Below are 26,578 nucleotides of genomic sequence, written 5' to 3'. Positions count from 1 at the left end.
CTGCCCGCGCCTCTGTAAAGACATGCACGAACGAGGGAGAGCGGCAAGCATGGTCCAGGCGACGCAGCACGCCATCGGCACGGGCGGCCATGGCGTGCTCGTGCTCGACGGAGTGGACGAGTCGATCCCGGCGGTGGTGGAGACCGCCGCCGCGCTCGCGCCGTTTCCGCCGGCGCGCGGGGTCGCCTATCCGGGCTTGCGCCGCACGATCACGCCCGGCGACCGCGATGCCGTCGCTTATGCGCAGCGCACCCTGCGCACCGTCGTGCCAGCGATCAACGCCGCCTTCGGCCTGAACGGATTCGACCTGCTCGACGCGAGCTTCTCGCTGGTGACGGCGCCGCCGGACAGCCTGATCCCGATGCAGCGATCCCCGCATTTCGATTCGGTCGATCCGGATTATCTGGCATTGCTCCACTATGTCGGTGGCACGGAGGGGTCGGGTACGGGCTTCTACCGACAGCGCGCCACCGGGATCGAACGCGTGTCGGCGAGCAATGTCGCGCAATTCGTCGCGAGGGCGGCGCAGGATGCGGAAGCGGCGCAGGGCTATGTCGCCGGCTCGAACGCGTGGTTCGAACAGATCGGGTTCGTGGAGGCGGTGCCCAATCGCCTGGTCGTCTATCGCGGCAGCCTGCTTCATTCGGGTATCATCCCGGCGGACATGCGGTTCAGCACAAACCCGCGCGACGGCCGGCTGACCGCCAACTTCTTCGTGCGCGGCCGGCCGGCCCGCTGATCGGATCAGTTGCGGACGATCGCGCGACCCAGGCGTTCAGGTCTCGCGGACGATCATCCGGGTCGGCAGCACCGCCGATCGGGCCGTCGCGCGGTCGACCATCTGCATCAGCTTTTCCACCAGGATCGCACCGGCGATGTCGGTCTGCTGCTCGATCGTGGTGATCGCCGGGGTGAAATGCGCGGACGGGGGAATATTGTTATAGCCCACCAGCGCGTAATCGTCGGGGGTCAGGTGGCCGGCCTCGCGGAACGCGCTGATGACCGCCATCGCCGCGGTGTCCGAAAAGGTGAACACCGCGTCCGGCCGGGGATGATGGGCGATGTGATGCACGGCGCGTTCGTAGGTGAGCGAATAGGCCATCGAATCGAGCCGCAGCTCGTCGATGACGATGCCGTCGGCACCCTCCGCCGCCGCGCGCAGCCCCGCCGCACGCAGGGCGATTTCCGGATGGTCGGTGTTGCCGACGAATAGCCAGCGCCGCTTGCCCATCGCACGAAACCGCTCTCCGGCGAGGCGGCCGCCCAGCAGATTGTCGCTGCCGACCGCGCAATAGGGGGTGTTCGGCTCCACCGCGCCCCAGACCACGAAGGGAATCGCCGCCCGCGCGAGATCGCGCAGCAGCGCGCCGCGCGCGCCCTGCCCGAGGAGGATGAAGCCATCGGCCGCGCGCGAGCGGTACAGGTCCACGAAATCGGCCACCTCCACCAAACCCGGCGGAGACAGCAGCAGGTCCTGCCGCCGGACCGACAGCGCCTCCGATATGCCCGCCAGCAGTTCGAACACGAACGGATCGCCGATCGCGCCCGACCGATGCGATCCGAAATCGAGCACCACTGCGATCGAATGCGCCCGCGCCTGACGAAGCCGCTGCGCATTGCGGTTGACCGCATAGCCATTGGCACGCGCGATCTGCAGCACGTGATCGCGCGTCTTGGCGGAAACGAGCGGGCTGTCGTTCAGCACGCGCGAAACGGTCGGCTTGGAGACGTTCGCCAGGCGCGCGATATCGTCCATCGTCAGTGCCTCGCCGGCCGGCGTTTTCCCTGGCCGTGGCGGCGTTTGCGGAAGTTCCATGACGCATGTTCTACGGATCGCTCTCCGCACCGGCAAGCAGCGCCTGCGAGGCGTATTGAAATCGGTTTCACAAATCGATATTGCGCGATCAACCGTGCTGTAGAGACACGCCAAAGGGAGGACGACGATGAGGAAATTACACGATCTTTGCGTGGCACGGGCCGAGGCTGCAGCGCCGGTGCGCCGCATGACCGCCGCGCTCAAGGCATCGCTGCTGCTGGGCGGCGCACTCGTCGGCTCCGCGGCGTTCGCGCAGACCACGCCCGTCGATCCGGCCGGGCAGCAGGGCGCCGGCGAGGTGAACGCCACCCAGCCCGCGACGTCCTCGGCCACCGACGACGCGTCGCCGCAGAACGACATCATCGTCACCGGCAACACCTCGGGCAAGCGCACGCTGTTCGACAGCTCGTCCAACGTCACGCTCGCCACCGCCGCGGACATCCTGCGCAAGGCGCCACGCTCGACGGCGGAGACGCTCGAACTGGTGCCGGGCATCTTCGTCGAGGCGACCGCGGGCCCGATCTCGAACAATTATTCGGTCCGCGGCCTGCGCGGCGGCGCGCAGACCTTCATCACGCTCGAGGAGGACGGCATGCCGATCCTCTACGGCGGCGGCGGCGCGGACTTCTACTTCCAGCAGGACATCACGACCGCCCGTCTCGAAGCGGTCGAGGGCGGCACGTCGGGCGTGCTCGCCCCCAACGGCGCCGGCGCGACGATCAACTTCATCTCGCTGAAACCCAGCTACGACAAGGCGGTTGCCTCGGCCCGCTTCACCGGCGCGACCTATGGCGACCTGCGCGCCGACGGCTATTTCTCCGCGCCGATCACCGACAGCCTGGCGTTCAGCGTGGGCGGGTACATCCAGTCGCAAAAGGGCGTTCGCAGGACGCCGTTCTCGTTCAACGGCTACAACTTCAAGGCGATTCTCGAAAAGAAGTTCGATGACGGCGGTACGATCCGACTGACCTACAAGCGCATCGACCAGAGCAATCCTTATTATGCCGACATGCCGTTCCAGGTGGGCGGCAACGGCGACATCAACAGCATCCGCGGACTGGACCTGAAGACGGGCGACGTCGGCGGCCGTTACTTCTCGCAATTTCTCGTGCCCGACAGCCCTGCCACCGGAAACGCGCTCCGCACCTTCAGCTCCAATCTGGGCATCAAGGTAAAGGCGAACACCTATCGGATCGACATCGACAAGCCGGTGTCGCAGGCGGTCAGCCTGTTCGCGCACCTGCGCTATCTCGACGGCTCCTATGATTTCAACGGCATCTTCCCCGGATCGGGTGCCGGCACGGCAGGGCTGACATCGGCGGTCAATTATCTCAACCCCAACACCTCGCCGCTGGCGTCGGTGTCGGTCGGCGGCGTGCCCTATTTCTCAGCGGCGGCGGCGGTCTTCCCCGGTGCCACCCAATATGGCCTGCGCGACATCCGCACCGGGGCCGTGATCCCGGCGAGCGCAACCGGAACGCTCAACGGGCTGAACGGCAACGGCCTGCTCCAGCAGACCGTGCTCAACCACCAATATCTCTCGACCAAGGACTTCGGCGCCAATGTCGGCGGCAAATGGGACGTCACCAGCGGCGCGATCAACAATTCGCTGACCGTCGGCGCGATGTACTACAATGTCCGCCGCAACAACGATCAGTCGGCGACCGCCACCGTCATCAACGACGTGACGAACAACTCGCACGTCTATGACCTGGTCGCGCTGAACGGCCAGAACCAGGTGCTGGGTTCTCTGACGAACAACGGCGTCGTCAATTACGGCAATTGGGGCCAGGGGCTGTTCCACGACGAGGTGAACTCGATCGCCGGCTATTTCAACGACGAGCTTCGCGTCGGCGACAATCTGCACATCGATTTCGGCGCACGCTACGAGCATGAGCATGTCGGCGTGCACATCGGCGACACCGCGCTGGTGAACGCCGCGGTGCCTATGGGCACGCCCGGCATCGTGCGCGACGTGGGCAGCACCTTCGCCGGCACCTACAGCTACCAGGCAGCCAGCTACAACAAGCTCGCCTATACCGGCGGCATCAACTACACGCTGACGCGCCACTTCTCGGTCTATGTCCGCGGCGCCTATGGCTTCCAGACCAATGGCGGCGACACCGGCGGGACTCACAAGCCGACCGCACTCACGCTGTACGAGGGCGGCGTGCGCTACAATTCGGCGCTGCTCAACGCCTCGGTCATCGGCTTCCGCACCGAGATCAACGATCTGTCGTACCAGTTCATCAACCCCACCAACCCCGCGATCCAGACCAACGCGGTGGCGAACAGCCGGACGAACGGCGTACAGGTCGATGCCGATATCAAGCCGGTATCGTTCTTCAGCCTGAACGTGATCGGCGTGTATCAGGACCCGAAGCTCACCAATCTGGTGTTCGACGCGCCGATCGCCGGCACCTATGACGGCAACACGCCCGAGCGCACGCCCAAGAAGCTGCTGACGGTGACGCCATCGTTCATCCTGCCGAACGGGCTGGGCGAGATCTATGGCCGCTGGAAATATATCGGCAAGATCTTCGCCGATTCGGGCAACGGCATCGCGCTGCCCGCCTATAGCGTGTTCTCGGTGGGGGCGAACTTCAACCTGACCTCGCGCGTCGGGATCAACGTCAGCGTCGACAATCTGACCGACGCCAAGGGCTTTACCGAGGGCAATCCGCGCCAGGGGCAGACGCAGTCGATCGTCGGCGGCTATTTCTACGGCCGTGCAATCTATGGCCGCAACGCGGTCGTCAGCGCGACCATCAAGCTGTAAAACCCGGACGGTGGCCGGATCGAACCCGGTCACCGTCCGTCGCCAGACCCTGTCCGCCGAGGAGAATCGATGCGCGCCCATATCGTTTGCGGGGGATTGTCGGCTCTCCTGCTCTGCGTGGTGGCACCGGCCGCGGTGCCGGCCGCCGCGCCGTTCGCGTTTCAGGAGGGGCTGAACCTCAACAGCTTCGTCCGGTCGGGCGATGTCGCGGCGCATGTCGTGCTGCGGTCCGGCGATCATCCGCGTGTGATCGTCGCCTTTCCCGCGGGGAACAGCGGCGTGGGGCTCTGGTTTGACGGGGTGCGCGGTGCACCCGCCTGGACGATGCCCGCGCCCGCCCGGCCCGTAAGCGAACGCGACGCGCGCGGCCGGCCGCTGAACGGCGTGACGTTCCGCGCCGACATCGCCGCCGCCCGGCTCGTCCCCAAACAGGCGGTGCTCTCCAGCATCCGCGTGCTGCGCGATTACCAGGCGCTCGGCACCGCGCCCGCCGAGGTGCTGACCGATCCGATGACGGGCGCGGACACGATCCGCTGGTCGCGCGACCGGCTCGATGGCGCGGCGGGCTATCGCCTCGTCGTCAAGATACTGCATGGCCGTATCGTCGGCGGTGCGATCGAAGCGGCGGCGGATGGCCGTATCGGCCTGGAGATCACCGCGCTCACCGGCGAGACGCCGCTGACGCCCCTCGCCGAAGCCGATCTGCTCGGCCCCGCCGCCAACGCCGATCCGGCCGCGCGCCGGGCGCTCGCCTTCCTCAGCTACCGCGAGAAGTTCCTGGCGGGATCCTGGCGGTTCGACACCTATTTCGGTCGCGACACGCTGATGTCGGTCCGGCTGCTGATGCCCGCGCTGCAACCGGCGGCAGTCGAGACGGGGCTGCGCTCCGTTCTCGAGCGGCTGTCGCCCACGGGCCAGGTCGCGCATGAAGAGGATATCGGCGAGTTCGCCATTCTCGATCACCGCAAGCGCGGCGAGCCCACCTCGGCCAAGCCCGTGTACGATTACCGGATGATCGACGGCGACTTCCTCCTCGCGCCAGTCGCGCGCGCATGGCTGCTCGACGATCCGCGCGGACGGCAGCGGGCGGCCGCGTTCCTGCGCGAGTCCGGTGCCGGGACCGCGCTGGTGCGCAACCTGCGCTTCGTCGCGACGCGCACCGCCGCGTTTGCCGGGGCACCCGTCGCCGCCAACCTGATCGGGCTCAAGCCCGGCATGGATGCGGGGGAATGGCGCGACAGCAACGACGGACTGGGCGGCGGCCGATATCCCTATGACGTCAACGCGATCCTCGCCCCCGCGGCGCTCGATGCCGCGGCCGCGCTGTACGAGGCGGGGCTGCTCGCACCCTATGTCTCGCCCGCCGACCGACCGGTGTTCGCCGGCCTGGCCGCGCGTGCCGCCGCCTGGCGCGCACAGGCCGCCCCGATGTTCGCGGTGACCATCCCCGCCGATCAGGCACGGCAGGCGGTTGCGGCCTATGCCGCCAAGGCCGGCGTGCCCGCAGCGGACGCACTGCGCGCGCTGAACGGGCAGCCCGTCCGTTTCAACGCGATCGCGCTCGACGCCGCCGGCCGGCCCATCCCGATCGAGCATTCGGACGAAGGTTTCGCGCTCCTGTTCGGCCGTCCCGATGCGGCCGCGCTCGACACCGCTGCCGCCACGCTCCGGCGCCCCTTTCCCGCCGGGCTGCTCACCGGCGCCGGGCTGCTCGTCGCCAACCCCGTATTCGCGAACCCGGCGCTCCAGGCGAAGTTCGGGCCCGACGCCTATCACGGCACGGTGATCTGGTCGTGGCATCAGGCGCTTGCCGCCGCCGGGCTGGCGCGTCAGCTCGCGCGCAACGATCTCGCCCCGGAAACGCGCACCGCACTGCGCACCACGCAGGCCTGTCTCTGGCGCGCGATCGCGGCGACGCGCAGCGTTCAGAGTTCCGAACTCTGGTCGTGGCGGTTCGACGCCGGGCGCTACCGCATCGCCCCGTTCGGCGCGAGTGGGCAGGATGCGGACGAATCGAACGCGGCGCAGCTCTGGAGCACCGTCTATCTCGCGCTGCGGGCGCCGGCCGCCGATCCCACGGCGGATTGCCCGGGAACGTGAGCACGGCCGGCGTCCGCGAGGTCGTCATCCTGGGCGGCGGCACCGCCGGATGGATGACGGCCGCGGCGCTGGTGCGCGCGCTCGAAGGATCGGGGCGCCGCGTGACGCTCGTGGAGTCCGACGCGATCGGCACCGTGGGCGTCGGCGAAGCGACGATCCCGACGATCCACTGGTTCAACCAGATCGTCGGGCTGGACGAGGCGGAGTTCCTCCGCGAGACCAAGGCGACCTACAAGCTCGGCATCGAATTCGCCGGCTGGAACGGCCTAGGCAGCGCCTATTTCCACCCGTTCGGCACCTTCGGGCCGCCGGGCGACGGCGTGATGTTCCTTCACCGGCTGATCCGCGGGCGGCTAGACGGGCTCGACATCGCCACCGAAGACGTGTCGCTCACCGCCCGTGCGGCGCGGACCGCCCGCTTCGCCAAGCCCGTCGCCGATCCGCGTTCGCTGCTGTCGACCCTGGGTTACGCCTATCATTTCGATGCCGGTCTCTACGCGCGTTACCTGCGCCGCCACGCCGAGGCGCGCGGGGTGACGCGGATCGAGGGCAAGGTCGCCACGGTCGAGCAGCATCCCGAAACCGGTTGCATCACCGCGCTGACGACCGAGGCCGGTGCGCGGATCGCCGGCGACCTGTTCATCGACTGCTCGGGTTTTCGCGGGCTGCTGATCGAGGAGACGCTGGGCGCCGGTTATGACGACTGGTCGCAATGGCTGCCCTGCGACCGCGCCTGGGCGGCGCCCGGCGCGGCCGAGGCCGCGGTGATCCCCTATACCCGCGCGACCGCAGCGGAGGCCGGGTGGCGCTGGCGCATTCCGCTCCAGCACCGTACCGGCAACGGCTATGTCTTCGCCAGCCGTTTCCAGGACGAGGACGCCGCGCGGGCGTCGCTGCTGGCGGCGCTGCCCACGCCGCCGCTCGCCGATCCGCGGTTGATCCGTTTCACGCCCGGCCGCCGCCGCCGCGCCTGGGTGAAGAATGTCGTGGCGATCGGTCTGTCTAGCGGGTTCCTCGAGCCGCTCGAATCGACCAGCATCCACCTGATCCAGAGCGGCATCGCCAAGCTGCTCGCGCTCTTCCCGCGAAACGGCGACGATGCGCTGCTGGCCGAGCAATATGACCGCGTGCTCGCGCAGGAGATGCGCGACATCCGCGATTTCCTGATCCTGCATTACCGGCAGACCACCGGGCGCGACGAACCGCTGTGGCGCTATTGCCGCGCGATGCCGATCCCGGAGACGCTCGCCTACCGGATCGATCAGTTCCGGCGATCGGGACGGATCATGCTGTCGAGCGACGACCTGTTCCGCGACGCGAGCTGGTTCGCCGTGCTGGATGGCCAAGGCGTGGTGCCCACCGATTACAACCCGATGATCGAAGCGGCGGGCGCGGAGGACAATCGCGGCTACCTGAACGCGGTACGCAAAGCGATCGCAGACGCCTGCGCGAAATTACCGACGCTGGCCCCGCAGTCCGGCTGACCCCGCAGGCGCGGTCGGTAGCGGTCACGCGGCCCGGCCCAAAGCATCGCCAGATAAGGAAAAGCCCCGCCATCCCAGTGAGATGGCGGGGCTTTTGGTGGGCGTGGCAAGGATTGAACTTGCGACCCCTGCGATGTCAACACAGTGCTCTACCACTGAGCTACACGCCCGTAAGGAGGCGGCGTCTAGCGGGGGTTTCTCGCCAGCGCAAGCGGTTCAGTTGCGGCTCGTCGCCGAACCGGGCTCAAACAGCCGGTCCACCTCCATGACGAGGTCGCGCAGGTGGAAGGGTTTGGAGAGGACGCGGGCGTTGGGCATCGCGCGTCCCGCCTTCAGCGTCACCGCGGCGAACCCGGTGATGAACATGACGCGCAGGTTCGGGCGCATCTCGCCCGCACGCTGCGCCAGTTCGATTCCGTCCATCTCGGGCATCACGATATCGGTGAGAAGCAGGTCGAAGGTCTCGGCTTCGAGCAGCGGGATCGCCGCGGTGCCACGGTCCACCGCGCGGACGGCATAGCCCGATCGCTCCAGCGCGCGCGTCAGATATTCGCGCATGACCTGGTCGTCCTCGGCCAGCAGGATTCGGTACATGGATCGCCCCTTGGATGAAGCCCGGTCGATACCGCGCAGGGTGTTAAAAGTCTGTTCGAAAACGCGCATCGGGCGCACTTGTCGGGCGATATGCGGCATGAACGCGCCCCGGGGACATTGCAGCGGCCCGCACGTGCGCCTAGCCTGATGCCGGATGGCATCGTTCGCGCATTTCGGCCCCTGGCCCCCTGCGAGCCCCGTCATCCTGTCCGTGCCGCATGCCGGGCGCGATTACCCGCAGGCGTTGCGATCGGCGTTGCGCGTGCCCCTGGCGGCGCTGTTGCCGCTGGAGGATCGCTTCGTGGATCGGGTCGCGAGCGCAGCGCGGGGGTTGCGGACGATGCTGGTGCAGACCGCACCCCGCGCCTGGATCGATCTCAACCGCAGCGAGGACGAACGCGATCCGCGCGTGGACGAGGGCGCGCGGCCGACCGCGCTGCCGATCGCCTCGCCCAAGCTGCGCAGCGGCCTGGGCCTGGTGCCGCGCCGCGCGAGCGGCACCGCGGAATTGTGGCGCCGGCGGTTCACCGAAGCCGAGATCGCGGCGCGCATCGCGGAGGATCACCGCCCCTATCACGCCGCGCTCACGCGGACGCTGGCGGCGGCGCACACGCGGTTCGGCGTGGCGGTGCTGCTCGACGTGCATTCGATGCCGCCGCTGGGAGGGGCGAGCCCCCCGCGGATCGTCATCGGCGATCGCTTCGGCCGGTCGGCGGCGTCGCGCTTCGTCGCCCGGATCGAGGCGGAGGCGGCGAACGCCGAGACCCCCGCCGCGCTCAACAGCCCCTATGCCGGCGCGCATATCCTCGACATGCACGGCCGGCCCGCAGACGGCATCCATGCGGTGCAACTGGAGATCGACCGGTCGTCCTATCTGGGCGCGCGACTCGACCAGCCCGGCCCCGGTCTGCCGGCCACCGTCGCGCTGCTGGCCCGGATCATCGCCGCGCTGGAGGACGAGGCCCTGGCGCCGCTCGCCCAGGCGGCGGAATAGCGCGCCCTTCAGCCCCCTGCGCTTGCGGACCGCGAAAGATCGTAGGACTTAAAAAAACCGCCCCGCGCATGAAGCGCGAGGCGGCCAAGGTTCAGGGAGGAGACACGCTGAAAGCGCGTCATACGGCGGCGCGAAAGGGGGGGGACACGTCGCCGTACGAGTAAGATATAGGCCCCCTTTTTCGGGGTTCAACCCGAAAATGGGGGCCTGTCGCTTTTTTCAGGAAAGCCGCATCAGAACGACAGTTGCGGCTGCGGCTGCTTGCCGAGCATCGTCTGGCGCGCGAAGATCTCGCGCATCAGCGCCAGCGAGAAGAGATGCGCATAGACGAGGGGCAGCAGCCCCGACTGGGTGATCTTGCGGAGCTGATCGCCGCGCAGCGCCATCAGCTTTTCCTCGTTCACCATCTGGAACCCGCGATAGAGGAAGGGCTGTGCCGCACCGTCGGGCTGGATCGTCACCTCGCCCTCCATCAGCAGGTCCAGATCGCGCAGCTCCTTCATGAAGTTCTGCGTGCGCGCGCCGGCCTGTTCGAAGGTTTCGTTGAAGGCGAGGATATCCTTGGTCACCTGGCTCGGCTGGCCATCCTCGAACAGCGGCTGGCCGTCCTCGAACGCGCCGATCGTGTCGGTGGTCGGATCGAAGCACAGCGACAGTTCCTGCGCATCGGGGCGCAGGCGTGCGAGCATATAGGGATAGCGCCGGATATAGGCGGGGATGTAGAGATTTTCCTCGGACAGCTTGCCCTCGTCGTCGACGAAGACGTTGACGCCCTCGTTCAGCCCCATCAGCGCGAGCGGGATGGCATCGTCGCCCACCGAAAACACGATCGGCATGTGCCGCTGGACGAGCTGGAACTCGTCGGTCGTGATCGGCACCGCGTGCTGGCCGACCAGGAAGGGCGCGGTCGGCTGGGCGCGGATGCGCCAGTCGGCATGGGTTTCGCTCGAAAGCGGCTCCAGGCCGTTGTAGAAAAGCGGAAGCTGAGCGGCGCTGGCCATGGGATCTCCAATCGGGTTGCCGACGGTGTTCGCTCCCGCCGATTGGGAGGGCGCTCTATGGCGTAGGCGCGGCCCGTGCAAGCACGGGCGCGACGAGCTTGCCCGGATTGAGGAGGCCCTGCGGATCGAACGCGGCCTTCACCGCGCGCAACGCGGCCATCCGCGCCGGCGACGACAGCCGCGCGAGTTCCCCCAGCTTCATCTGCCCGATGCCGTGTTCGGCGGAGATCGATCCGCCCGCCGCCACGACGAGATCGTGCACGAAGCGGGTGATGCCCGGCGCATCCTCGGCATACCAGCGGACGGGATCGACGCCGGCCGGCGCGCGGACGTGGAAGTGCACGTTGCCGTCGCCCAGGTGACCGAAGCCGCTGGCATGCGTGCCGGGAAAACGGGCATCGCACGCGGTGGCGGCATCGATCATGAAATCGGGCATCGCCTCCACCGGTACGGAAATGTCGTGCTGGACGGCGGGCCCCTGCGCGCGCTCCGCATCCGACAGCGAATCGCGCAGCCGCCAGAAGGCCTGCGCCTGCGCCTCGCTCGCCGCAACGATCGCGTCGGCGGCATTGCCGGCCTCCAGCGCCTCGCCCAGCAGCGTCTCGAGCAGCTGGGCGGGATCGCCCTGCCCCTCGCCCGCGGTCGCCTCGATCAGCACGTGCCAGGGATGGCGCCCCGCGAGCGGCGGCTGCGCCGACAGATGCGCCAGCGCCGCGCGCAGCGATTCCTCGGGCAACAACTCGAAACTTTCCAGCGTGTCGGTCCGCGCCTCCAGCCGGCGCAGCAAGGCGAGTGCGGCATGCGGACTGGCGACGCCGGCCCAACCGACGGCGCGCGCCGCGACCGCGGGCACGATCCGCAGCGTGGCGGCGGTGACGATGCCCAGCGTCCCCTCCGCCCCCACCAGCAGCTGCGTGAGGTCATAGCCGCGATTGTCCTTGCGCAGCGCCGCCAGCCCGTCGTGCACCGATCCATCGGGCAGCACCGCCTCCACGCCGGCCACCAACCCGCGCATCGTACCGAAGCGCAGCACCTGCGTTCCGCCCGCATTGGTCGAGACGAGGCCACCGATCGTCGCGGTTCCCCGCGCGCCGAGCGTGAGCGGGAAACGGCGCCCCGCCGCCAGCGCGGCATCGTTCAGGTCCGACAGGATCACGCCCGCTTCCGCCACCGCCAGGCCGCTTGCCGGATCGAGGCGGCGGATGCGGTTCATCCGGCGCAGCGACAGGATCAGCGCCAATCCGTCGGGAGGCGGGGTCGCGCCGCCCACCATCGAACTGTTGCCACCCTGCGGCACCAGCGCCACGCCGTGATGCGCCGCCGCCGCGACGATCGCCGCCACCTCCGCGGTCGATTCCGGCGCGAGCAAGGCGGGCGCGGCACCGCGGAAACGCTTGCGCCAGTCGACCAGCCAGGGTGCGATCGCGTCCGGATCGGTGACGATCGACCGGGGCGACAGCCGAGGCGCGAGATCCTCGATCATGGCGGCCTGATCCCGGTTCATGACGCGGGCGCTACGCCCAATTCATCGGACGTTCAATGATTTCGCCTAACCAGCGGGTATCGACATGCCGCAGTCCGCGATTCCCTCTTTGCTTGCGCTGCTCGCCGCCATCACGGCCGCGGATTCGCGCATGCCGCAGCCGCCGCCCCAGCCCGGCCTCCGCATCCAGCAGATGACCATCCACGAACGGATCATCATCCGGGTGCCGCGCGTCGATGCGGGGGCGCCCTACACCCCCGTCCCACTCGCCGCCTGGAAGGAGAAGAAGGGGCCGAAATGCCTGATACCCGGCCATTTCGCGGGCGCGATGATCTCGGGGCCGGGGATCGTGGACATCATGCTCGACGACGGCCGCCGGATGCGCGCGAAGCTCGACCGCGATTGCCGGCCACTCGATTACTATCCCGGCTTCTACATCAAGCCCGGTATCGACGGGCAGGTGTGCGCCGATCGTGACAGCATCCGCGTGCGATCGGGCGCAAGCTGCGGAATCGACAGCTTCAAGCTGCTGAAAGCGAAGCGCTGAGCGGCATCCCCGTCCTCTTTCCTTGACATTTCGCCCCAAATCCGCGAGCCGACGGCGGTTGGCGGATGCGCATGTGCTCCTGCCGCGTGGCCTTCCCGGCCCATTGCCTCGGATGCTTGCATGACCTTTGCCGATCTCGGCCTTTCCGACGAACTGCTGAAGGCGGTGAACGATTCCGGCTATACGGAGCCGACGCCGATCCAGGCGGCCGCGATCCCGCCGGTGCTGATGATGAAGGACATCATCGGCATCGCGCAGACGGGCACCGGCAAGACCGCGAGCTTCGTGCTGCCGATGATCGACATTCTGGCGCATGGCCGCAGCCGCGCACGGATGCCGCGCAGCCTGATCCTCGAGCCGACGCGGGAACTCGCCGCGCAGGTGGCCGAGAATTTCGAGAAATACGGCAAGAACCACAAGCTTTCGATGGCGCTGCTGATCGGCGGCGTGTCGATGGGCGACCAGCTCGCCGCGCTCGAAAAGGGCGTCGACGTGCTGATCGCGACGCCCGGGCGGCTGATGGACCTGTTCGGGCGTGGCAAGATCCTGCTCAACGGCTGCTCGCTTCTGGTGATCGACGAGGCGGACCGGATGCTCGACATGGGGTTCATCCCCGATATCGAGGAGATCTGCACCAAGCTGCCCAAGCAGCGCCAGACCTTGCTGTTTTCGGCGACGATGCCGGCACCGATCAAGAAGCTGGCCGACAAGTTCCTCGACAATCCGAAGCGGATCGAGGTGGCGCGCCCCGCCTCCACCAACACCAACATCACCCAGTATCTCGTCCCCGTCGCCTCGCAATCCGCCAAGCGCGAGACGCTGCGCCGCATCCTGGCGCAGGACGAGGTGACCAACGCGATCATCTTCTGCAACCGCAAGACGACGGTGCGCGAGCTGAATAAGGTGCTGAAACAGGCCGGCCTGAAATCGGGCGAGATCCATGGCGACATGGAACAGCGCGAGCGGCTCGCCGAACTGGAATTGTTCAAGACCGGCGCCGTGAACGTGCTCGTCGCCTCCGACGTCGCCGCGCGCGGGCTGGACATCAAGGGCGTGAGCACCGTCTTCAACTATGACGCGCCGTGGCATCCGGACGATTATGTCCACCGCATCGGCCGCACCGGCCGCGCGGGCGCCACCGGCACCGCCTATACCTTCGTCACGCCCGAGGATGCCGAGAACATCCAGAATATCGAGAAGCTGACCGGCCAGACGATCCAGCGGCTCGAAACGCCGAAGACCGCCGACGCCGCGGCCCCGGCCGAGGAAGTCCGCGCCCCCCGCCGCGAACGCAGCAGCCCCCGTCGCGAGAGCAAGGCACCGCAGACCGAGGCATTCCAGGCCGAGGCCGCGCCAGCACCCGAGCCACGCGCCGAGCGCGCCCGCGCCGCGCGTCCTTCGCGCAGCGATCGCCCCACCCAGGCGGAGCCACACGTCGAACAGCCGCGCAAGGATCCGTCGCGCCGCACGAACCGCAACGACACCCGCGACGATGGCCCGGACGAGGGTTGGAACGGCCCCATCCCAGAATTCCTGCGTGCCGTGATAGGCGGTTGATCTTGCCATCGGCGACACGGGCTGGTGAATGATCGCGACGGCCCCGACCTTTTCAGGAGAATCCCGATGATCCGCGCCCTGACCCTCGGCCTCGCCGCCGCCGCGCTTGCCGTTTCCGCGGCGGACGCGCGCACCGTGGCCGCTCCGCATGTCGCCGCTCAGAATTTCGAGCAGCTGAGCAAGCCGCTCCCGTTGCCGTATAACGAGGGCGCGAACGCCGATGCCGCCGTCGCCGCCGCCAAGGCGCGCGCGCTGCGGGGGCACAAGCGTCTGCTGATCGATCTCGGCGGCAATTGGTGCCTCGACTGCCGGCTGCTGGCGGGAACGATGGAGTTGCCCGAGCTGCGTGCGTTCGTGGCGAAACATTATGAGGTGGTCACGGTGGATATCGGCCGGTTCGACAAGAACGGCCAGGTGCCCGCCGCCTACGGCATCACCGGCCGGCTGAAGGGCGTGCCCGCGGTGCTGATCGTCGATCCGCGTACCAACCGGCTGGTCAATGCCGGCCACGAAACCGCGCTCGCCGATGCGCGTTCGCTGTCGCCCCAGGCGCTGGCGGACTGGCTGGCGCAATGGGCGGCGTGATCCGCCCCGCCGCTCGCCCCGCACCCGCGGGATTGGCGGCCAGGCCGGACGGCGATCAGACCGCCGCCGGCATCAAGGCATCGTCCATCGCCGCGGCTCGCGCATAAGCCGGCCGCGCCGTCAGCCGATCGGCATAGGCGACCAGCGCCTCGCGCTTTGGCAAGCTGCCGAACTGCATCCCCCAGATCGCCTGCGCCCCCACATAGACGTCGGCCGCGGTGAAACGCGCGCCGGCGATGTAATCGCGCGCGCTCACCGCCTGCTCGAACACGTCGACCATTCGGTCATACGTGCCGTAACCCGCCATCCGCTGCTGCTGCTCGGTCGGCACGACCCCGAGCGACCGGTTCGTCACCGCCGCCTCGATCGGACCCGCGGCGAAAAACAGCCAACGATAATAATCCGCGCGCTCGTCGGCAGTGGGCGCCAGGCCCGCCTCGGGAAAAGTCTCGGCCAGATAGACGCAGATCGCGGCGCCCTCGGTCACCACCTTGCCGTCATGGACGATGGCGGGCACCTTGCCCATCGGGTTGATCGCGAGATAATCGGGCGCCTTCATGCTGTCGGCATAGCCGAGCATCACCACATCGTACGGCGCGCCGACCTCCTCGAGCATCCAGCGCGCGATCCGACCGCGCGACATCGGGTTGGTGTAGAGCGTGAGCATCAGACCAGCGCCCGGTCGAACAGCGCCAGCATCCGGCCCCAGGCCCGATCGGCCTGCGCCGCATCGTACACATGGCTGTCAGGCGGGCACCAGCCGTGCATCGTGCCGGCATAGACCTCGACCTCGGCGGGCCGCCCGGCATCGGCGAAGGCGGTGCGCAGCACGTCCTTGTCGGTCGGCGCGCGGGCGTCGTCATTGGCGGCGATCGCGATCAGATAGGCGGCCCTGGTCTGCGGGATCAGCCGGTGCGGGCTGTCCGGCTTGTCGGTGACGAGGCCGCCGCCATGGAACGTCGCGCCCGCGCGGATCCGGCCGGGAATCGCCGCGGCGGTGCGCACCACCATCGGGCCGCCCATGCAATAGCCGGTGGTCGCCAGCCCGCGCCGCGTATCCACCTCCGGCTGTTTATCGAGAAAGCCGGTGAAGGCGATCGCGTCGCGCACCGTGCCCTCGGGGCTCAGCGCCTGCACGAACGGCATGATCTTCGCGCGCACCTCGGGCTGGTCGTAGGATTCGCCGGGCGCGAGGAACGGCGCTTTGGTCGACCGGTAGAACTGGTTGACCACCAGCACGGCATAGCCCGATTGCGCGAGCCGGTCCGCCATCTGCCGGAACGCGGGGCGGAGGCCCATGATGTCGGGCCAGATCAGCACGCCGGGATGACGGCCGCCGGCTGGCGCGACGAAATAGGCGTCGGCGGCGCCGTCGGGCGTGGCGATCCTCACGTCGCGCCGCGCCACCGGCTTCGCATCGGCGGGCACGGGCAGCAGCATCGCCAGCCCCGCCGCGCCCGTCATCGCCGCGAAGGTGCGGCGGGACACGTCACCCAGCGCCGTGGCATTATCCTGGACGGTATGTTCGTCGCACATGCGGCTCTCCTGCGAATCATCGTTCGCAGCAGGCTAGGCCCGATCGTGGACCGGGCCAACCATCCGTCGCACCGTGCGGGGCGCGCGCGGCGATCAATAGCGCTTGAACGGATCCTCGAACACCGTCTTCACCGGCAACACCCCGCCCTCGGCCACGAATTGCGCGTCCGCAGCGGCCTGGGTGCGCTCGGCGCGGAGCTGCTCGATCAGCGCCTCGCGGTCGCCCTCGAGCCGCGTGTCGGTCGGCGCCTCGATGCCCGCCGCCTTCGCCGCCTTCGCCACCGCGGCGTCGAGCTCGCGCTGCGTCGTCAGGCCCAGAGTCACCGGATCCTTGGGGGTGATATTGGCGATGTTCCAATGGCTGCGGTCGCGGATCGCGGCGATCGTCGTGCGCGTCGTGCCGATCAGCAGGCCGATCGCGCCGTCGGTGATCTCGGGATGGTTGCGGATGATCCACGCGATGCCGTCCGGCTTGTCCTGCCGCTTGGAAACGGGCGTGTAGCGCGGCCCCTTGGTGCGGCGGACCTGCTCGGGGCCCTTCAGCATCTTCAGGCGATAGTTCGGATCGGCCGAGCCCTTGTCGATCTCCTCCTGCGTCACCTCGTGCGCGCGGATCGGATCGCGGCCGGTCAGCTTGGTCGCCGCGGTATCGTCGGCGATCGCCTGCACCTCGAGAATGTGCAGCCCGCAGAATTCGGCGATCTGCTCGAAGCTGAGCGCGGTATTGTCGACCATCCAGGAGGCGGTCGCATGGGGCATGAGCGGCTGGGCCACGGGCGAAACTCCCTAAAAACAGAAAGGGCCGCCCCTCTCGGAGCGGCCGTGCATAGCACCGGACTTAGTGCGTAGGGGGTGGAAGGGCAAGCGGGGTGATGGAGGCGGTGACGACAGCCGTCATTGCCGCGCGCGCCGCCATCCCGGCAGCCCCACCGTCATCCCCGCGAAGCGGGATCCCGCTTCTTCGGCTCCGCCGTTGATGACGGCAAACAGGTCGCGCCATTCGGGATTGGCTTTCTCGATCAACGCGATCTTCCATGCACGCCGCCACTTCTTCATCGCCTTTTCCCGCATGATCGCGTCGGTGATGCGCTCCGCCCGTTTGGCGGAGACGAGCCGCGTCAGATCATAGCGGCGGCAAAAATTCCGAGCCGGTTCGCGTGCCGTGCTGAAACGCCCGCCCACCATGTGGGCCGTCACGCCGATATAGATCGTGCCCGGATAGCGATCCGACATCATGTACGCCCAGCCTTCGCGCATCGCCGATCTCCAAGGGGCAGCGTCATCCCCGCCTTCGCGGGAATGACGCACGAAGGGCTTACTCCATCGTCAGCACGATCTTGCCGACATGATCGCCCGCCTCCATCCGGCGGTGCGCGTCGGCCGCATCGGCCATCGCGAAGGTGCGATCGATCGCGGGCCTGATCCGCCCCGCCTCGACATGCGGCCAGACGGTGCGCGCCAGTTCGTCCGCCACCAACGCCTTGAACCCGGCGTCGCGCGCGCGGAGCGTCGAGCCGGTGAGGGTGAGGCGCCGGCGCATGATCTCGAACAGCGGCACGGTGGCGCTCGCGCCGGCCTGCACCGCGATCGAGACGTGGCGGCCATCGTCCGCCAGGCATTCGAGATTGCGCGGCACGTAATCGCCGCCGACCATGTCGAGGACCGCCGCCACGCCCTTGCCTTCGGTGATCGCCTTGACCCGCGCGACGAAATCCTCCGCCTTGTAATCGATCGCGTGGGTGGCGCCGAGCGCGAGGACGGCAGCGCATTTGTCGGACGATCCGCACGTCACGACGATGGCGATACCGAAGGCGTTGCACAGCGCGATCGCCATCGTCCCGATCCCGCTGGTACCGCCATGCACCAGCACCGTGTCGCCCTCGGTCGCATAGGCGCGCTCGAACAAATTGGTCCACACCGTGAACAGCGTCTCCGGCATGGCGGCAGCCTCCACCATCGACAGCGCCTCGGGCACCGGCAGGCACTGGCCCCAGGGCGCCACCGCATATTCGGCATAGGCGCCGCCGCCGACCAGCGCGCAGACCGGCTGGCCGAGCGCCACCGCGTCGACGCCCTCGCCCACCGCGACGACGGTGCCGGAGAGTTCGAGGCCGAGGATCGTCGGCGCACCCGGCGGCGGCGGATACAGGCCGCGGCGCTGCAACACCTCGGGCCGGTTGATCCCCGCCGCCGCCACGCGGACGAGCACCTCGCCCGCGCCTGGCCGCGGCACCGGGCGCGTGGCGGGCACCAGCACTTCGGCGCCGCCCGGTGCCTCCGGATCGATCGCCAGCATCGTTTCGGGAATAACGTCCATCGGCCTGGCCCCATTCGCCTCGGAAGATGCGCGTTATTGACAGGGGCTGCGCCGGGGTCAACGTATGGCGGTCATGGAATCGGACGACGCCCCTACCCGGTCGAACGACGCGCTGGCCGCGCTGGTGCGGCAGGATCTGGATCCGCTGTCCGTCGCCGAGCTGGAGGCGCGGATCGCCGCGCTGGAGGGCGAGATCGCGCGGGTGCGGGGAAAGATCGAACACGCCGTTAACCATCGTGCAAGCGCCGACGCGCTATTCCGGTGAGGAACGGCACGGCCCCGCCCCGGTACCATGCCCACGGCGGCGCCAGGGACGATGGTCGCGCGGTTCAAGTGCTTGATGAGGCCGCGCGCAATCCCGACATGGTTGCAAAGGGCCGGCGTCTTCGCGGCCCGATCGGAGTAGACTGATGCCATCCTTTGCCCCCGCGCTGGAAACCACCCTCCACAATGCGCTGAAGGCCGCGTCCTCGCGACGCCACGAATATGCCACGCTGGAGCATCTGCTGCTCGCGCTGATCGACGACGAACACGCCTCCAAGGTGATGCTCGCCTGCAAGGCCGATCTCGGCGAGCTCAAGACCACCGTCGCCCATTATCTCGATACCGAGCTCGACGCGCTGAAGGTCGATGCCGCGACCGACCCGGCGCCCACATCGGGCTTCCAGCGGGTGGTGCAGCGCGCGATCCTGCACGTCCAGTCGTCGGGCCGCGACGAGGTGACGGGCGCCAACGTGCTGGTCGCGCTGTTCAGCGAGCGCGAATCCTATGCCGTCTATTTCCTGCAGCAGCAGGACATGAGCCGCCTCGATGCCGTCAGCTTCATCAGCCACGGCGTCGGCAAGGGCGGTGCCGCGACCGAAGCCTCCAGCCCCAAGGGTGCCGAGGAGGAGAAACCCGCCAAGGGACAGGAGAAGGGCAAGACGGAAAGCGCGCTGAAGCAATTCACCGTCGATCTCAACGAGAAGGCGAAGATCGGCAAGGTGGATCCGCTGATCGGCCGCGGGCCCGAGGTGGATCGCACCATCCAGATCCTGTGCCGCCGCTCGAAGAACAACCCGCTCTATGTGGGCGATCCGGGCGTGGGCAAGACCGCGATCGCGGAAGGGCTCGCGCGCAAGATCGTCGAGGGCGAGGTGCCCGACGTGTTGTTGGAAGCGGTGATCTATTCGCTGGACATGGGCGCGCTGCTCGCCGGTACGCGCTATCGCGGCGATTTCGAGGAGCGGCTGAAGGCGGTCGTCAACGAACTCGAGAAGCTGCCGCATGCGGTGCTGTTCATCGACGAGATCCACACGGTGATCGGCGCGGGCGCGACGTCGGGCGGGGCGATGGACGCCTCCAACCTGCTGAAGCCCGCACTCTCGGGCGGAACGATCCGCTGCATCGGCTCGACCACCTACAAGGAATTCCGGAACCATTTCGAAAAGGACCGCGCCCTGCTGCGCCGGTTCCAGAAGATCGACGTGAACGAGCCGACGATCGAGGATACGATCAAGATCCTGGCCGGATTGCGCAGCGCGTTCGAGGCGCATCATTCGGTCAAATACACGCCCGATGCGATCAAGTCCGCGGTCGAGCTGTCGGCGCGCTACATCAACGACCGCAAGCTGCCCGACAAGGCGATCGACGTGATCGACGAGGTGGGCGCGATGCAGATGCTGGTTCCGCTCGCCAAGCGCAAGAAGACGATCACCACCAAGGAGATCGAACAGGTGATCGCCACGATGGCGCGCATTCCACCGAAATCGGTTTCGTCGGACGACAAGGTGGCGCTCGCCAGCCTGGAGACCGATCTGAAGCGCGTGGTGTTCGGGCAGAATTCGGCGATCGAGAAGCTGTCGTCGGCGATCAAGCTGGCGCGGGCGGGTCTGCGCGAGCCGGAAAAGCCGATCGGCAACTATCTGTTCACCGGCCCGACCGGCGTCGGCAAGACCGAAGTCGCCAAGCAGCTCGCCTCGATCCTGGGGATCCCGCTCCAGCGCTTCGACATGAGTGAATATATGGAGCGGCATTCGGTCAGCCGGCTGATCGGTGCGCCCCCGGGCTATGTCGGCTTCGATCAGGGCGGCCTGCTCACCGATGCGGTCGACCAGAACCCGCACTGCGTCCTACTGCTCGACGAGATCGAGAAGGCGCATCCGGACCTGTTCAACATCCTGCTCCAGGTGATGGATAACGGCCGCCTGACCGACCAGCACGGCAAGACGGTCGATTTCCGCAACGTCATCCTCATCATGACGACCAACGCGGGCGCATCCGACATGGCCCGCGAGACGGTGGGCTTCGGCCAGTTGACCCGCGAGGGCGAGGACGAGCAGGCGGTGCAGAAGATGTTCACGCCCGAATTCCGCAACCGTCTCGATGCGGTGGTGCCGTTCGGCTATCTTCCGCCCGAAGTGGTGGCGCGGGTGGTCGACAAGTTCATCCTCCAGCTCGAGCTCCAGCTGGCGGATCGTGCCGTCCACATCCAGCTCGACGACGCGTCCAAGGCCTGGCTGACCGAAAAGGGCTATGACAAACTCTACGGCGCCCGCCCGATGGGCCGCCTGATCCAGGAGAAGATCAAGCAGCCGCTCGCCGAGGAGCTGCTGTTCGGCAAGCTCGTCCATGGCGGCGAGGTGACGGTGAGGATGAAGGACGGCGCACTGTCGTTCGCGATCGAGCCGGCGGCACCGAAAAAGCCCAAGAAGAAGGGTGGCAAGGCCGTAACCGTCGAGGCGGAATAACCACCGGCCGCCTCGGCGGCCATGCAAATCCATCGACCCGGCTGCGGCACCGCCGCAGCCGGGTTTTTCCATGCCGCCGCTATTTACCGAATGTTCGGGGCGTTCGGTATAAGGGCGACCGATGACCTTCGGGCGATGCATCAGGACGGCGGTCGCTGCGGCCATGCTGCTATGCGCGCTGCTCGCCGCGACCGCCGTATCGGCTGCGGTCCGTCGGCCGATTGCGACCTGCGTCCTGCGCGATGCGCCGGGGCTGAACGCCGTCGACCTGCTGCGCACGCCCGGCCGTTTCGACTGCCGCACGCCGCAAAGTCGCTTCGGTGCCGGCGATTTCTGGGTCGTTTCGGAACGGCTGCCGGCGATCGCGTCGTCCGGACTTGGGCTGGACGTCGAGTCGGGCAGCGTGTGGCAGAACCGCACGACGCTGTACGTCCTCTATGCCGATGGCGCGCTGCGCCGCACGGGCTTCTCGAGCGCGAGGATCGGCGACCATCTGCTGGTCGGCGCGCTGTTCACCACGCCTCTCACGCTGCCGGGCGCCGCGGTGCCGCCGGTGCGCCTGCTGTGGCACATTAAGGGCGCGGCCAATACGCGGGGCATCGTCATCGGCCCCGAACTCTACGATCATCGTTCGCAGGAGAAGCAGCAGGTTTTCCTGGCGGGATTTTACGGCAGCTTCATCGGGCTGGCCATCGCACTGATCGTCTACAATCTCGCCTTGTGGCGCGCACTGCGTCAGCGCTTCCAGCCGGTCTATTGCGCGCTGGTGCTGTGCCTGCTGGGCTATGCGCTCAGTTCCTCGGCGATCCTCGGGCTGCTGTTCCCGGGGCTCGCCAATAATGACCGTATGCGGCTGAACATCGTGCTGCTCGGCGCGTCGGCGGTCTGGATGCTGCTGTTCGCGCGCACCTTCTTCGAGCGTCGGGTGTTCGAAGGACCGATCCGCACGGCCAGCACTGCGGTGATGGTCGCGATCGGGTTCACCTCGGTGTTGATGGCCGCCACCCTACCTTGGCACGCCACCATGGTGGATCGGCTGAACACGCTCGGCTTCTGCGGCTTGATCGCGCTCGTGCCCGCGATCCTCTGGCGCGCCTGGCGGATGCGGAGCCGCTATCTCGTAATGTTCGCGCTTGCCTGGGGGGTGCCGGTCGCATTCACCGTCCTGCGGATCGCCGAAGCACTGAAGCTCCTCCCCTGGAGTTTCTGGATCGACAATTCGACGGTCGTTGCCATGATGCTGGAAGCGCTGCTCTCCAGCATGGCGATCGCCTATCGGATCAAGCTGCTCAGCCTCGAGCGCGACGAGGCCCGCGAACAGGAAAGTGCTGCCCGGATACTGGCGGACATCGATCCGCTGACCGGCCTGCTCAACCGCCGCGCGTTCCTGGCGCGCGCGATCGAGCGCAAAGGCGAGCAGATGCTGCTGATCGCCGATCTCGATCACTTCAAGGCCGTGAACGAGACGATCGGCCATGACGGCGGCGACGAGGTGTTGCGGATCGTGGCACGCGCGCTGCGCGCCGCGGTTCCGGCCGACGCGCTGGTGGCGCGGATCGGCGGCGAGGAATTCGCGATCATCGTCGATGCCACAGCGGGGATCGCGGCGTCCGACATATTGGCGGCGCTGCGAACCGAACGCATGCCGTTCGATCTGCGCGTGACCGCGAGCATCGGCACGTGCAACGGCCCAATCACGCGGGAAGCCGATTGGAACACGCTCTACCGCGAGGCCGATCGTGCGCTGTTCGAGGCCAAGTCCGCCGGGCGCGACCGCGCCCGCCGTGCCCGGCGGGCGGCCGCCTGATCCAGGAATCGCCCATGTTGCACAAACTACCAAATGTCCTAGTATAACAGCATGGTATCTCAAGATGTGGTGCGGTCCGGCCATTCGGTCGGGGACGGAAACGGCGTCATCCTGGCCGCGGATGCGAATGTTTGCGATCTGCTCCAGCGTACCGAGATCGAGCTCATCGGAATGAGCTATCTGCAGATCACCCATCCCGACGATCTTCCGGCCAATATCCGCCAGATCGACGCGCTTCCCAGCGGCGCTGCACCGATCACGATCCGCAAACGCTATCTGCGCCGCGACGGCAGCGCCGTGCCGGCCGAGATTTCAGTGTCCCGCCTGGGCAATGGTCCGGGGGTCGACCGGCTGGTCGCGACCGTGAAGTGGCGTGCCGTCGCCGCCGCGACGCCGAGGCCGGATCAGCTGTGGCGAACGGCACGCAAGATCGAGGCGCTCAGCAAGCTGCGCAAGGAGGTCCTCGGGGCCGAGCTGTTCGCCGATCATCCGATGGGCGTTCTGCTGCGCACCTATGTCGCGGAAATGGAGGGCCGCTCGACCACGCCGGAGCAACTCGCGATCGATCTGGGAGCGTCACCGATTCTGGTCGCCCGCTGGGTGACCGCGTTGACCACGCATGGTCTGCTCGATCGTGCCGCCGGCCCCGTTGAGCCGCTCCAGCTCAGCGATTCGGGAATCGCCCGGATCGAACATCTGCTCGCCGTCGCCCGCAGTGCCCCGGTCGACTGAGTTTGGCGCACGTTCGGGCGTGCGCCCGCGTTCGCTTATGATGCCGCTGGCCGCCTTGACCCCCGCCGAGCGCCTGCGCCATAGCGCGGGCATGGAAACGCCGATCGAAGACCTCTCGTTCGAGGATGCGCTGAAGGAACTCGAGCGGATCGTATCGCGGCTGGAAAGCGGCGACGCGACGCTCGACGAGTCGATCCGGCTCTATGAGCGCGGCGATCGGCTCCGCGTCCGCTGCGCCGAGCGGCTCGATGCCGCGCAGGCGCGGATCGAGGCGATCCGCGTCGATGCCGAGGGCAAGGCGGCCGGCACCCGCGCGTTCGCGGCCGGCTGACGCGACCAGATGCCCACCCCCGCCCTTGCCGCGGCGCTTGCCGATGTGTCCACCGAGATCGACCGCCAGTTCGATCTGTTCCTGGCGCTTCCCGACGATCCGCGCCGCGAGCTGTACCGCGCGATGCGCCACGCCGCGATCGGCGGCGGCAAGCGGCTGCGGCCGCTGCTCGTGTTCGCGACCGCCGCGCTGTTCGACGTGGACCGGGCGCATGCCTCGCGGGCCGCAACCGCGATCGAATCGGTCCATGTCTATTCGCTGATCCATGACGATCTGCCCGCGATGGACGATGACGACATGCGCCGCGGCAAGCCCACGGTGCACAAGGCCTTCACCGAGGCAACCGCGATCCTGGCGGGCGACTGCCTCCATGCGCTGGCGTTCGAGATCCTGTCGCATCCCGCGACGCACCCCGACGCGATCGTGCGCGCCGAACTGGTGTTCGACCTCGCGCGCGCGGCGGGCCCCTCGGGCATGGCGGGCGGCCAGATGATGGACATCGAGGCGGAAAAGGCGCGGTTCGACCTGCCGACCGTCACCCGGCTCCAGCAGATGAAGACCGGCGCGCTCATCACCGCCTCGGTCGAGGCGGGTGCGATCCTCGGCCGTGTGCCGGCCGACGCACGCACCGGGCTTCGCGGCTATGCGCATGATCTGGGCCTCGCCTTCCAGATCGCCGACGATCTGCTCGATGCCGAAGGCGACGAGGCCGCGGTCGGCAAGAAGCTGCGCAAGGACGGCGGCGCGGGGAAGGAGACGTTCCTGACGCTGATGGGCGCCGAACGCGCGCGCGAACAGGCCGCGATGCTGGTCGAACAGGCGGTCGAGCATCTTCACGGCTATGGCGCGGATGCCGATCTGTTGCGCGACATCGCGCATTTCGTCTTCGAGCGCGATCGGTGAACATGCGGGCGGCCAGCGTGCGGGTCGGCGTCTATCCGGGGACGTTCGATCCCGTGACGCTGGGCCATATGGACATCATCCGGCGCGGCGCGAAGCTGGTCGACCGGCTGGTGATCGGGGTGACGACCAATCCGTCCAAATCGCCGATGTTCTCGGTCGAGGAACGGCTGGCCGCGGTCCGGCGCGAAGTCGCCGGGGTCGACGGCGAGATCGCGGTGGTCGCGTTCGATTCGCTGCTGATGGATTTCGCCGAGGCGCAGGGTGCGAAGATCATCGTGCGCGGCCTGCGCGCGGTCGCCGATTTCGAATATGAATATCAGATGGCGGGGATGAATCAGCAGATCAATCCGCGCGTCGAGACGGTGTTCCTGATGGCCGACGTGGCGCTCCAGCCGATCGCCAGCCGGCTGGTGAAGGAAATCGCGATCTATGGCGGCGACATCCGGCGGTTCGTCCCACCGGCGGTCTGCGCCGAGGTGGTCGCGCGCGTCGCGGTGATCGGGCGGCGGGGTACGTGACGTTCAGTTTGGCGCAATGCCCGATCTGGTCTAGGTCGCGCGCTTTCCCTCGTTCGAGTATGCTGCCCATGCGTCTCCTCGCCCTGTTCGCGTTCGCCGTCGGCGCGCTTGCCGCCCCCGCCGTCGCGCAGACCACGCCAGCCCCCGCCGCGGCACCCGCGATCGACCCGCAGAACGAGTGGATCCTGGATCTTTCGACCGGCGGCCGCGTCACCATCCGGCTGCGGCCGGACATGGCGCCCAAGATGGTCGAGCGGATCAAGGTGCTCACACGCCAGCATTTCTACGACGGCCTGACGTTCCACCGCGTGATCGACGGCTTCATGGCGCAGGGCGGCGATCCCAAGGGCGACGGCACCGGCGGCTCGACGCTGCCGAACGTGGCCGCGGAATTCAACACGCTGCCCCATGTCCGCGGCGCGGTGTCGGCCGCGCGCGCCGACGATCCCAACAGCGCGAACAGCCAGTTCTTCATCGTGCTGCTGCCGAAGCTCAACCTCGACAAGAAATACACCGTCTTCGGCCGCGTGACGTCGGGGATGAACTATGTCGACGCGATCGAAAAGGGCGAGCCGCCCGCGAGCCCTAGCCGGATCGTCCACGCCTATATCGCCGCCGACAATCCGCCGGCCTACACGCCCGCGCCGCCGCCGCCCATGCCGACGCTCGGCGCATCGGTGACGCTGCCGGGCACGGGGGCCAGCGCCGGGGTGGCCGCGCCTAAGCTCGCGCCCAAAAAGACGGCGCCCGCAAAGAAGTAACCGT

The 26,578-nt window shown here is 67.9% G+C and carries 25 protein-coding genes and 1 tRNA gene; 16 read left to right on the top strand and 10 right to left on the bottom strand.

All coding sequences use genetic code 11. The annotated features are described in order from the left end of the window. Nucleotides 1–49: 49 nt before the first annotated feature. Nucleotides 50–739, top strand: a complete 690-nt coding sequence (locus OXQ95_RS11405) for a DUF6445 family protein (RefSeq protein WP_267381642.1) — start codon at nucleotides 50–52, stop codon at nucleotides 737–739. Between the two features lie 36 nt (nucleotides 740–775). On the opposite strand, the gene OXQ95_RS11400 is transcribed toward OXQ95_RS11405, so the two are convergent. Next, nucleotides 776–1,756: a LacI family DNA-binding transcriptional regulator gene (locus OXQ95_RS11400; RefSeq protein WP_242098033.1), complete on the bottom strand. Its 981-nt coding sequence runs from the start codon at nucleotides 1,754–1,756 to the stop codon at nucleotides 776–778. 211 nt (nucleotides 1,757–1,967) lie between these two features. Here OXQ95_RS11400 and OXQ95_RS11395 point away from each other — a divergent pair, with 211 nt between their 5' ends. The 3 genes from OXQ95_RS11395 (at nucleotide 1,968) to OXQ95_RS11385 (ending at nucleotide 8,179) form a co-directional block, all read left to right on the top strand. Then, nucleotides 1,968–4,595: a TonB-dependent receptor gene (locus OXQ95_RS11395; RefSeq protein WP_267381641.1), complete on the top strand. Its 2,628-nt coding sequence runs from the start codon at nucleotides 1,968–1,970 to the stop codon at nucleotides 4,593–4,595. A gap of 69 nt (nucleotides 4,596–4,664) precedes the next feature. Then, a complete protein-coding gene (locus tag OXQ95_RS11390; protein ID WP_267381640.1) occupies nucleotides 4,665–6,695 on the top strand; it encodes a hypothetical protein in 2,031 nt (676 codons plus the stop codon). After that, nucleotides 6,692–8,179, top strand: a complete 1,488-nt coding sequence (locus OXQ95_RS11385) for a tryptophan halogenase family protein (RefSeq protein ID WP_267381639.1) — start codon at nucleotides 6,692–6,694, stop codon at nucleotides 8,177–8,179. The genes OXQ95_RS11390 and OXQ95_RS11385 overlap by 4 nt, the downstream gene beginning before the upstream one ends. Before the next feature lie 95 nt (nucleotides 8,180–8,274). On the opposite strand, the gene OXQ95_RS11380 is transcribed toward OXQ95_RS11385, so the two are convergent. Both OXQ95_RS11380 and OXQ95_RS11375 read right to left on the bottom strand, forming a co-directional pair. Continuing rightward, nucleotides 8,275–8,349, bottom strand: a tRNA-Val gene (locus OXQ95_RS11380). A gap of 46 nt (nucleotides 8,350–8,395) precedes the next feature. Beyond that, entirely contained in the window at nucleotides 8,396–8,773 is a 378-nt protein-coding gene (locus OXQ95_RS11375; protein WP_242098037.1) for a response regulator, read from the bottom strand. A 154-nt stretch (nucleotides 8,774–8,927) separates the two neighbouring features. Here OXQ95_RS11375 and OXQ95_RS11370 point away from each other — a divergent pair, with 154 nt between their 5' ends. Continuing rightward, entirely contained in the window at nucleotides 8,928–9,767 is an 840-nt protein-coding gene (locus OXQ95_RS11370; RefSeq protein ID WP_267381638.1) for an N-formylglutamate amidohydrolase, read from the top strand. A gap of 233 nt (nucleotides 9,768–10,000) precedes the next feature. Here the strand turns inward: OXQ95_RS11370 and OXQ95_RS11365 are convergent, their stop codons facing one another. Both OXQ95_RS11365 and OXQ95_RS11360 read right to left on the bottom strand, forming a co-directional pair. Next, entirely contained in the window at nucleotides 10,001–10,768 is a 768-nt protein-coding gene (locus OXQ95_RS11365; RefSeq protein ID WP_242098039.1) for a SapC family protein, read from the bottom strand. 55 nt (nucleotides 10,769–10,823) lie between these two features. Further along, a complete protein-coding gene (locus tag OXQ95_RS11360) occupies nucleotides 10,824–12,272 on the bottom strand; it encodes an FAD-binding oxidoreductase (RefSeq protein ID WP_267381637.1) in 1,449 nt (482 codons plus the stop codon). A gap of 64 nt (nucleotides 12,273–12,336) precedes the next feature. Between OXQ95_RS11360 and OXQ95_RS11355 the strand changes: the two genes are divergently transcribed. From OXQ95_RS11355 to OXQ95_RS11345, 3 genes are all read left to right on the top strand, one after another. Continuing rightward, on the top strand, nucleotides 12,337–12,798 hold the full coding sequence (locus OXQ95_RS11355; RefSeq protein WP_267381636.1) for a hypothetical protein: 462 nt from the start codon (nucleotides 12,337–12,339) through the stop codon (nucleotides 12,796–12,798). Between the two features lie 120 nt (nucleotides 12,799–12,918). Continuing rightward, nucleotides 12,919–14,355, top strand: a complete 1,437-nt coding sequence (locus OXQ95_RS11350; RefSeq protein ID WP_267381635.1) for a DEAD/DEAH box helicase — start codon at nucleotides 12,919–12,921, stop codon at nucleotides 14,353–14,355. Nucleotides 14,356–14,421: 66 nt separating this feature from the next. Further along, on the top strand, nucleotides 14,422–14,940 hold the full coding sequence (locus tag OXQ95_RS11345) for a thioredoxin family protein (protein ID WP_267381634.1): 519 nt from the start codon (nucleotides 14,422–14,424) through the stop codon (nucleotides 14,938–14,940). 55 nt (nucleotides 14,941–14,995) lie between these two features. Here the strand turns inward: OXQ95_RS11345 and OXQ95_RS11340 are convergent, their stop codons facing one another. The 5 genes from OXQ95_RS11340 to OXQ95_RS11320 form a co-directional block, all read right to left on the bottom strand. After that, the gene (locus OXQ95_RS11340) at nucleotides 14,996–15,607 is read right to left on the bottom strand and encodes a glutathione S-transferase family protein (protein WP_267381633.1); all 612 of its coding nucleotides are present in this window, start codon (nucleotides 15,605–15,607) and stop codon (nucleotides 14,996–14,998) included. Next, nucleotides 15,607–16,476, bottom strand: a complete 870-nt coding sequence (locus tag OXQ95_RS11335; protein ID WP_267381632.1) for a dienelactone hydrolase family protein — start codon at nucleotides 16,474–16,476, stop codon at nucleotides 15,607–15,609. Before OXQ95_RS11335 ends, OXQ95_RS11340 begins: the two co-directional genes overlap by 1 nt. A 93-nt stretch (nucleotides 16,477–16,569) precedes the next feature. Further along, entirely contained in the window at nucleotides 16,570–17,250 is a 681-nt protein-coding gene (locus OXQ95_RS11330) for a DUF1013 domain-containing protein (protein WP_242098046.1), read from the bottom strand. Between the two features lie 120 nt (nucleotides 17,251–17,370). Then, complete coding sequence (locus OXQ95_RS11325) at nucleotides 17,371–17,733, bottom strand: GIY-YIG nuclease family protein (protein ID WP_346731941.1); 363 nt, start codon at nucleotides 17,731–17,733, stop codon at nucleotides 17,371–17,373. Between the two features lie 58 nt (nucleotides 17,734–17,791). Continuing rightward, nucleotides 17,792–18,793 carry an NAD(P)H-quinone oxidoreductase gene (locus tag OXQ95_RS11320; RefSeq protein WP_242098048.1) on the bottom strand — a complete coding sequence of 334 codons (1,002 nt, stop codon included), beginning with the start codon at nucleotides 18,791–18,793 and terminating at the stop codon, nucleotides 17,792–17,794. A 73-nt stretch (nucleotides 18,794–18,866) separates the two neighbouring features. On the opposite strand from OXQ95_RS11320, the gene OXQ95_RS11315 reads away from it, so the two are divergent. From OXQ95_RS11315 to OXQ95_RS11280, 8 genes are all read left to right on the top strand, one after another. After that, the gene (locus OXQ95_RS11315) at nucleotides 18,867–19,058 is read left to right on the top strand and encodes a DUF1192 domain-containing protein (protein WP_267381631.1); all 192 of its coding nucleotides are present in this window, start codon (nucleotides 18,867–18,869) and stop codon (nucleotides 19,056–19,058) included. A 145-nt stretch (nucleotides 19,059–19,203) separates the two neighbouring features. Beyond that, nucleotides 19,204–21,522, top strand: a complete 2,319-nt coding sequence (gene clpA, locus OXQ95_RS11310; RefSeq protein ID WP_242098050.1) for an ATP-dependent Clp protease ATP-binding subunit ClpA — start codon at nucleotides 19,204–19,206, stop codon at nucleotides 21,520–21,522. 121 nt (nucleotides 21,523–21,643) lie between these two features. After that, nucleotides 21,644–23,329, top strand: a complete 1,686-nt coding sequence (locus tag OXQ95_RS11305) for a diguanylate cyclase (RefSeq protein ID WP_267381630.1) — start codon at nucleotides 21,644–21,646, stop codon at nucleotides 23,327–23,329. A gap of 51 nt (nucleotides 23,330–23,380) precedes the next feature. Further along, nucleotides 23,381–24,061 (top strand): PAS domain-containing protein, encoded by a 681-nt coding sequence (locus OXQ95_RS11300; protein ID WP_267381629.1) that lies wholly within the window; start codon nucleotides 23,381–23,383, stop codon nucleotides 24,059–24,061. A gap of 91 nt (nucleotides 24,062–24,152) precedes the next feature. Beyond that, entirely contained in the window at nucleotides 24,153–24,392 is a 240-nt protein-coding gene (locus OXQ95_RS11295; protein WP_242098103.1) for an exodeoxyribonuclease VII small subunit, read from the top strand. A 9-nt stretch (nucleotides 24,393–24,401) separates the two neighbouring features. Beyond that, entirely contained in the window at nucleotides 24,402–25,295 is an 894-nt protein-coding gene (locus OXQ95_RS11290) for a polyprenyl synthetase family protein (RefSeq protein ID WP_267381628.1), read from the top strand. A 2-nt stretch (nucleotides 25,296–25,297) separates the two neighbouring features. Then, a complete protein-coding gene (gene coaD / locus OXQ95_RS11285) occupies nucleotides 25,298–25,813 on the top strand; it encodes a pantetheine-phosphate adenylyltransferase (protein ID WP_267381627.1) in 516 nt (171 codons plus the stop codon). 68 nt (nucleotides 25,814–25,881) lie between these two features. Then, a complete protein-coding gene (locus OXQ95_RS11280) occupies nucleotides 25,882–26,574 on the top strand; it encodes a peptidylprolyl isomerase (protein WP_267381626.1) in 693 nt (230 codons plus the stop codon). Nucleotides 26,575–26,578: the final 4 nt, after the last annotated feature.

Source organism: Sphingomonas sp. GC_Shp_6, assembly GCF_026540835.1.
Classification (GTDB): domain Bacteria; phylum Pseudomonadota; class Alphaproteobacteria; order Sphingomonadales; family Sphingomonadaceae; genus Sphingomonas.
Note: the sequence above shows the minus strand (reverse complement) of the source record. Positions and strands in the feature narration are given on the sequence as shown.